Genomic DNA, 5,857 nt, shown 5'->3' with positions numbered 1-5,857 from the left:
TGATATATTTGGGAAATTGCTAATATATTTTGAGTTGCGGTCGATATATTCGAAAAATCACCAATATAAATTTCATTTACTATTGTACTGCTTGAAATAAGGTTTCTACTTATGAAACATCTATATTTTTACAAAAAATGCCCTTTTTTTCATAAAAAATACGAAAATACGAGAAAAGAAGCGAATTTTTTCGAAACTTTTGCGGGAAAATATTGTATGAGTCTGCGTTTTTATCGTATCATTAGTAAAAGGAAGAACTCGGGACGATTGGTGGCATCTGCAAATAGAGTTGATGTCTTTTTTTCATTCAAGTAACCGATACATAAAAATAGATAACAAAAATAGAAGGAGTGTGCGATGAGATGAACGTAACAATATATGATGTAGCGCGCGAAGCGAACGTTTCAATGGCTACCGTATCACGCGTTGTGAACGGTAACCCAAATGTAAAGCCTACAACAAGAAAGAAAGTATTAGAAGCAATTGATCGTTTAGGATACCGCCCAAATGCGGTAGCACGTGGACTAGCAAGTAAGAAGACAACTACAGTAGGTGTTATTATTCCTGATATCTCAAATACGTTTTATGCAGAACTTGCTCGTGGAATTGAAGATATCGCAACAATGTACAAATATAACATCATTTTAAGTAACTCTGACCAAAACAAAGAGAAGGAGTTCCATTTATTAAATACGATGCTTGGAAAACAAGTGGACGGAATTGTTTTCATGGGTGAAGATATTACAGACATTCACATTGAAGAATTCAAAAAGTCTCCAGTACCAATCGTATTAGCAGCGTCATTTGATGAGCAAAATGAAACGCCATCAGTAAATATTGATTATACACAAGCAGCTTACGACGCAATGAAGCACTTTATTGAACAAGGACATAAGCGTATCGGTTTCGTCTCTGGTCCTTTCATTGATAAAGCGGGAAGCGCGAAGAAGTTACAAGGTTATAAAAAAGCTTTAGAAGAAGCAGGTATTTCATATGATGAAAATCTTGTAATCGATGGAGATTACACATATGATTCAGGTATCGAAGCATTTGAAAAGCTTTGGGGCCTTGATGAAAAGCCAACAGCGATCTTCGTATCTTCTGACGAAATGGCACTAGGTGTAATTCACGCAGCACAAGACGCTGGATTAAATGTACCAACTGATGTAGAAGTACTTGGTTTCGATAATACACGCCTTGCATTAATGGTTCGTCCACAACTTTCAACAGTTGTACAACCGATGTATGATATCGGTGCAGTAGCAATGCGTCTATTAACAAAGTATATGAACAAAGAAAAAGTGGAAGATCACACTGTTATCTTACCTCACCGTATCCAATTTAGAGATTCAACGAAGTAAGGATAAAAAAGCTCACAGCGATTGCTGTGAGCTTTTATTCATATTCAGGATAGTATGCTTTTACTACGGTATTCACCGTTTCATTTTTCTTAACGTGTAAAAATCTTGCGTATAATTCTTTTCCAGTTTCAAATGGTGTCTCGTCTAATTCAAACACATGCAATAGTTTTCGAAACGTCCACGTTACTTGCTCACCGTACATATTATCGTACGTATGCTCAGACTGTATAGCGATTTGTTCACCTAGTGCATGAGCTTCTTCCAAACTGCTTGCTTTAACAAGAATAATACTTTCTTCAAAAAGTGTATCGCAATCCTTTTCATAATCCTCATCAATTTTCGGAGGATTAGGCTCACCAGAATGAACAGATTCAAACAATAATTTTACAGCGTACATATTATGCTGCATGTTTCACTTTATAAATAATACTTGCAACAAGCGAAGCAGGTATTGTAAATACGTTACTTTGATAATGGTAATGTATTTGAGATTCTTCATAAGACATGTTGTCATATAATTCGTTTTGTGACACATTCATTTTCTTCTGTTTTTCTTTGAGTATTTTAATGTAGTTATACTGTATTGGGACGAGAATGATGAAATAGGCTAATACGATTAGTGAAATCCAAATCATTATGAACACTCCCTTATAAAGAATATTTATATATGATAATTATATCAATCAATAGAAAAAATAACCATTTTTAATTGGGGCTAATTTTCTTCTAGAAATGCGAACAGTTCCTCTTGGTTGCTTAAATTGCGATCAATACATGTTTGTGCAACACATTTTAACCCTTGTAATAATGCTTCTATGTGCAAAGTATCGTACTGAATTGTATTTCCCTCTATCATCGTTTCGTCTTTTTCTAAGTTAATTGATATTTTTAGTACAGCTTTATTGCTTTGTAGATTTACAACTTCGATATAAAAGAACTGTTTGTCTAAGTCAATCATAACATAATCGAATCGTTCGACTAACTCTAAATCCCCTACAGTAGTATATTCCAAATGAACCACTCCTCATTGTGTAAGTGTATGTTGTAATGCTTTCGCTACAGTTGGGGGTATTCCTTGTTATATGTCACATAAGTGTAAAAATAACTATTATAGGGCAATGTCATGTATAATAGAAAGAAAAGGCTTGTGAGGGGGGAGAAGAGATGATCGTTCTTTGGATAATTACGCTTTGTATGACTGCTATTTTTGCATATATGACGTTAAAACAAAATGGTTTAAAGCGATTTGTTCCAGGAAGTATTCTTGCGGGAATTGCCCTTATCACGTATGTAATTTCTATTTTTATTGAAAGTGTATCGGCGGAAATGAGCACAAGTTTAATGTTTATCGGTATTACACTATTTGCAAGTAGTATTATGGTACTTATGGTTGCTGGTATTATTTTATTTATTCATATGAATTCGGAAACGTTATAGCATATAGAAAAGGCATGTCCCGATGGGACATGCCTTTTTATCCGTTCAATTATGCTCTATCTTTAGAAGAGTTTTGTTGTTTTAATAAGTCGCGAATTTCGCCAAGAAGTTCTTCTTCTTTTGTTGGTTCTGGAATTGCTTCCTCTTTTTCTTCTTCTCTTTTAGATGTTAGTTTGTTGAACACTTTAACAAACATAAAGATAGCCGCTGCAATAATTAAGAAATCAAAGATAGTTTGGATGAAGTTACCATACATAATAGATGATTTACCGAATGTAATTTTTAAATCTGTAAAGTCAACGCCACCTAATACCATACCAAGTAATGGTGTAATAATATCTTTTACTAAAGAACTAACGATTTTACCGAATGCCGCACCGATTACAACCCCGACAGCTAAATCGATTACGTTTCCTTTGAACGCGAATTTCTTAAACTCGTTCCACATGTGTTAATCCCATCCTTTCCACGATTCATTATGAAATTTATAATTCCTATCAACATATTCTATAGAAATTTGCGTGAGAAATAAAGGGGAAATGGGAATGAAAGTAAATTCTGAAAAATGTATCCGTTTTAATTTTTGTTTACATCATTCAGTAGAGATTGCAGCATTTGCTGCGTTTTTAATCCTTCTAATCCATCTACAACAGGCTTTGTATCTCCTTGTACACATGCAATAAAATGATGAACAGCATCTTCAAAACCACGTTGTTTTAACGTCGTATCCCATGATGGGGAACCAATTTGAGAAACTGCATTTTCTTGCTCAACTTCAAATGTGTTCATGTTTTTTACGCGAATAATTTTTCCTGTTGTGACAAGTTCAATTTGTTCTAAATTTGTACCGGCATGACGGTGCATTGCGGTAGAAAGTAACATTCCATTTGCAGTTGTATATGTATGATGTCCGTAAAGAAGTTCATTCTTTTCATTGATTTGCATCATATTATGAACGACGTTAAGCTCATCGTTAGCTAACCAGCGAGCAGTATCTACAATATGTAAGTAATCATCTAACATCGTAAAGTCGTACGTATAGGGCCCAACTTTATTTGTACGATGCTTTTCAATTCGAATCCATGAGATATTATGAGCTTGCTCTTTTGCCGCAACATACATAGGAACGAAGCGGCGATTAAATCCAACCATTAACTTTCGGTTATACTTTTCGCTCAACTCAACTAGTTTCTCAGCTTGTTCTACTGTAGCAGCTAGCGGCTTATCAACATAAACATCGATTCCTTTTTTCAGAAGTTCAGAAACGATTTCATAATGCGATGCAGTTGAACTATGAACGAAGATTGCATTGCATTCTGAAGCTAACGTTTCAATAGAATGGAAGTCTTGTATGCGGTATTGCTGGCAAACTTGTTTCCTTTTCTCTGCATTAGGTGTAAAAGCCCCTACAAAATTCCAATCTGTTTCTTTTGTAAGTGTTGGAAGATAGGCTTTTTGTGCGATACTTCCAAGTCCAATCATCCCAATTTTAGGTTTGTTCATATGTAATCCCACCCTATTCATATTGATATAACGGGTTAAATGTAGCATAGAGCGGGGGAGGAAGGCAAAAATTAGCTTTTTACTTATGTCCTTCTAGCAAAATCTTTTCTATCTCTTCAAAGTTATGAGCACGTTGCAATGGAGGGAACATGATTACGGTTGTCCACATTTGTAACTGTAAGTAAAAGGATATATAAGGTAATTTATGTTAAAATATAAAGAGGGATAAAACATCTCTGCTAATACGCACGATGGTTTGAAGGGGAGTGCAACATTTTGGGGGTTGAATTAAAGGATAATAAATCAAACAAGGTCTTAAGGATTGGAACTAATATTATAATTATTTTATTAATTATTGGTGCAATACAAATGTTTTATGATGACGATTATACGAATGATCATTTCGGCTGGTTATTTTTGGTGTTAGGTTGGATAGTTAGAAGCATTTTTAATATTACGATAGGTTTGAAAGAAGGAGATAAAAAGTCAGTGTTGCTTGATGTAGGTTTGGTGCTCTTTTCCTTTTATCTTTTATTTTTATATAGTACGAAATATTTCGTTTGAAAAGAAAGCTCATAGTCTTATAGAGGCTGCGAGCTTTCTTTAATAATAACGGTACTAGTGTAGCAATTTATAAAATGTTCGAGTAGTAGAAGTAAACTGAGCAGCTTCTTCCAAAAAGGGATAATGGTTACTCTCTTCAAATGTCACAAAAATAGAATTATATATACCCTTATGCATCTCGATAGAATACTGAATCGGGCACTGCACATCGTGTCTTCCGCATATAATAAGAGTCTTTGTTTTCATAGAAGGTAAATGTTCTCGTAAATTAAATGTTGGATATTCGTGAGAAAAAGCATTCATTCGGCTAGCAGACATTGTTTTTTGGATTGGCTTATCAAAATAAGAGTTGTAGTTTTCCGGTTTATATAAAGATAATTTTGTTCGTTTAGTAGATAATTCTTTCCGCTCTTCACTTGTAAGGTGAGGGCTTTTTAAGCTTTTGATGAGTTGTTGCATATAATGAAATTGTGGATGTTCTGGATGATAAATGCAAAAAGGTGTTTCGGTGTAGTTGCTTGCTGCCGCTCCAACGAGTACTAACGATTGTAAGGATTTTGGATAGGTAATTGCATATAAAAGTCCAAGCATACCACCTGTTGAATGACCAGCGAAATGCCATATTGGAAGTTGTAAAGCTTCTCGTATTGCTTCTAAGTCGTGAGCCGTTTCAATCATACGTAATTCTTTTTCTGAATTGGCTTTTGCGGAGTTACCAGCATCTCGTAAATTAATGAGCAATACACGATGTGTAGAAGTGAAAACATCCGCAAAGTAATCACCAGTTTCATTAAATTGTGAATAGTGATGTGTAATGCAAAGCGGTTCGCCACTGCCTTTAGTAAAAAGCTCGAATGTGCCGCGTTTCGTGTGGATCATTTGTTGTGTCCACATAATATCACGACCTTTTTTATTAGTAATTTAAAATATATCAGCGATTTTTCGAATATATCGACCACAATTCGAACTATATCGGCGATTCGACACAGAAT

Annotated in this window: 9 protein-coding genes; 3 read left to right on the top strand and 6 right to left on the bottom strand. The window is 34.8% G+C overall.

Translation table 11 applies throughout. The features are described from left to right. The first annotated feature begins 362 nt into the window (after nucleotides 1-362). Nucleotides 363-1,361, top strand: coding sequence for a catabolite control protein A (gene ccpA / locus MR079_RS27350; RefSeq protein ID WP_001103293.1), 999 nt, complete (start codon nucleotides 363-365; stop codon nucleotides 1,359-1,361). A gap of 34 nt (nucleotides 1,362-1,395) precedes the next feature. Here ccpA and MR079_RS27345 read toward each other — a convergent pair whose 3' ends face one another. The 3 genes from MR079_RS27345 to dhp61 all read right to left on the bottom strand — a co-directional run bounded on the left by MR079_RS27345 (nucleotide 1,396) and on the right by dhp61 (nucleotide 2,373). Further along, nucleotides 1,396-1,758, bottom strand: a complete 363-nt coding sequence (locus tag MR079_RS27345) for a DUF4288 domain-containing protein (RefSeq protein WP_139866417.1) — start codon at nucleotides 1,756-1,758, stop codon at nucleotides 1,396-1,398. Nucleotide 1,759: 1 nt separating this feature from the next. Continuing rightward, complete coding sequence (locus tag MR079_RS27340) at nucleotides 1,760-1,996, bottom strand: DUF3949 domain-containing protein (RefSeq protein WP_139866418.1); 237 nt, start codon at nucleotides 1,994-1,996, stop codon at nucleotides 1,760-1,762. Between the two features lie 80 nt (nucleotides 1,997-2,076). Continuing rightward, nucleotides 2,077-2,373 carry a protein Dhp61 gene (gene dhp61 / locus MR079_RS27335; protein ID WP_087954079.1) on the bottom strand — a complete coding sequence of 99 codons (297 nt, stop codon included), beginning with the start codon at nucleotides 2,371-2,373 and terminating at the stop codon, nucleotides 2,077-2,079. Nucleotides 2,374-2,525: 152 nt separating this feature from the next. Here dhp61 and MR079_RS27330 point away from each other — a divergent pair, with 152 nt between their 5' ends. Beyond that, nucleotides 2,526-2,798, top strand: coding sequence for a DUF3917 domain-containing protein (locus tag MR079_RS27330; protein ID WP_048551339.1), 273 nt, complete (start codon nucleotides 2,526-2,528; stop codon nucleotides 2,796-2,798). 49 nt (nucleotides 2,799-2,847) lie between these two features. Here the strand turns inward: MR079_RS27330 and mscL are convergent, their stop codons facing one another. Together mscL and MR079_RS27320 are read right to left on the bottom strand one after the other, a co-directional pair. Continuing rightward, nucleotides 2,848-3,246 carry a large-conductance mechanosensitive channel protein MscL gene (gene mscL / locus MR079_RS27325; RefSeq protein WP_139866419.1) on the bottom strand — a complete coding sequence of 133 codons (399 nt, stop codon included), beginning with the start codon at nucleotides 3,244-3,246 and terminating at the stop codon, nucleotides 2,848-2,850. A 128-nt stretch (nucleotides 3,247-3,374) separates the two neighbouring features. Beyond that, nucleotides 3,375-4,301, bottom strand: coding sequence for a Gfo/Idh/MocA family protein (locus tag MR079_RS27320; protein ID WP_098926001.1), 927 nt, complete (start codon nucleotides 4,299-4,301; stop codon nucleotides 3,375-3,377). Between the two features lie 276 nt (nucleotides 4,302-4,577). Here MR079_RS27320 and MR079_RS27315 point away from each other — a divergent pair, with 276 nt between their 5' ends. Then, entirely contained in the window at nucleotides 4,578-4,865 is a 288-nt protein-coding gene (locus MR079_RS27315) for a hypothetical protein (protein ID WP_242294998.1), read from the top strand. Between the two features lie 54 nt (nucleotides 4,866-4,919). On the opposite strand, the gene MR079_RS27310 is transcribed toward MR079_RS27315, so the two are convergent. Next, nucleotides 4,920-5,759 carry an alpha/beta fold hydrolase gene (locus tag MR079_RS27310; protein WP_242294997.1) on the bottom strand — a complete coding sequence of 280 codons (840 nt, stop codon included), beginning with the start codon at nucleotides 5,757-5,759 and terminating at the stop codon, nucleotides 4,920-4,922. Nucleotides 5,760-5,857: the final 98 nt, after the last annotated feature.

The sequence above is a fragment of the Bacillus cereus group sp. BfR-BA-01381 genome (assembly GCF_022663555.1).
GTDB classification, from domain to species: Bacteria; Bacillota; Bacilli; order Bacillales; family Bacillaceae_G; genus Bacillus_A; species Bacillus_A pacificus.
Note: the sequence above shows the minus strand (reverse complement) of the source record. Positions and strands in the feature narration are given on the sequence as shown.

Excerpts from the sequence above, each read along its gene's own strand:
- ccpA (WP_001103293.1), top strand. The coding sequence starts at position 363 with ATGAACGTAACAATATATGATGTAGCGCGCGAAGCGAACGTTTCAATG.
- MR079_RS27345 (WP_139866417.1), bottom strand. The coding sequence starts at position 1,758 with ATGTACGCTGTAAAATTATTGTTTGAATCTGTTCATTCTGGTGAGCCT.
- MR079_RS27340 (WP_139866418.1), bottom strand. The coding sequence starts at position 1,996 with ATGATTTGGATTTCACTAATCGTATTAGCCTATTTCATCATTCTCGTC.
- MR079_RS27330 (WP_048551339.1), top strand. The coding sequence starts at position 2,526 with ATGATCGTTCTTTGGATAATTACGCTTTGTATGACTGCTATTTTTGCA.
- mscL (WP_139866419.1), bottom strand. The coding sequence starts at position 3,246 with ATGTGGAACGAGTTTAAGAAATTCGCGTTCAAAGGAAACGTAATCGAT.
- MR079_RS27320 (WP_098926001.1), bottom strand. The coding sequence starts at position 4,301 with ATGAACAAACCTAAAATTGGGATGATTGGACTTGGAAGTATCGCACAA.
- MR079_RS27310 (WP_242294997.1), bottom strand. The coding sequence starts at position 5,759 with ATGTGGACACAACAAATGATCCACACGAAACGCGGCACATTCGAGCTT.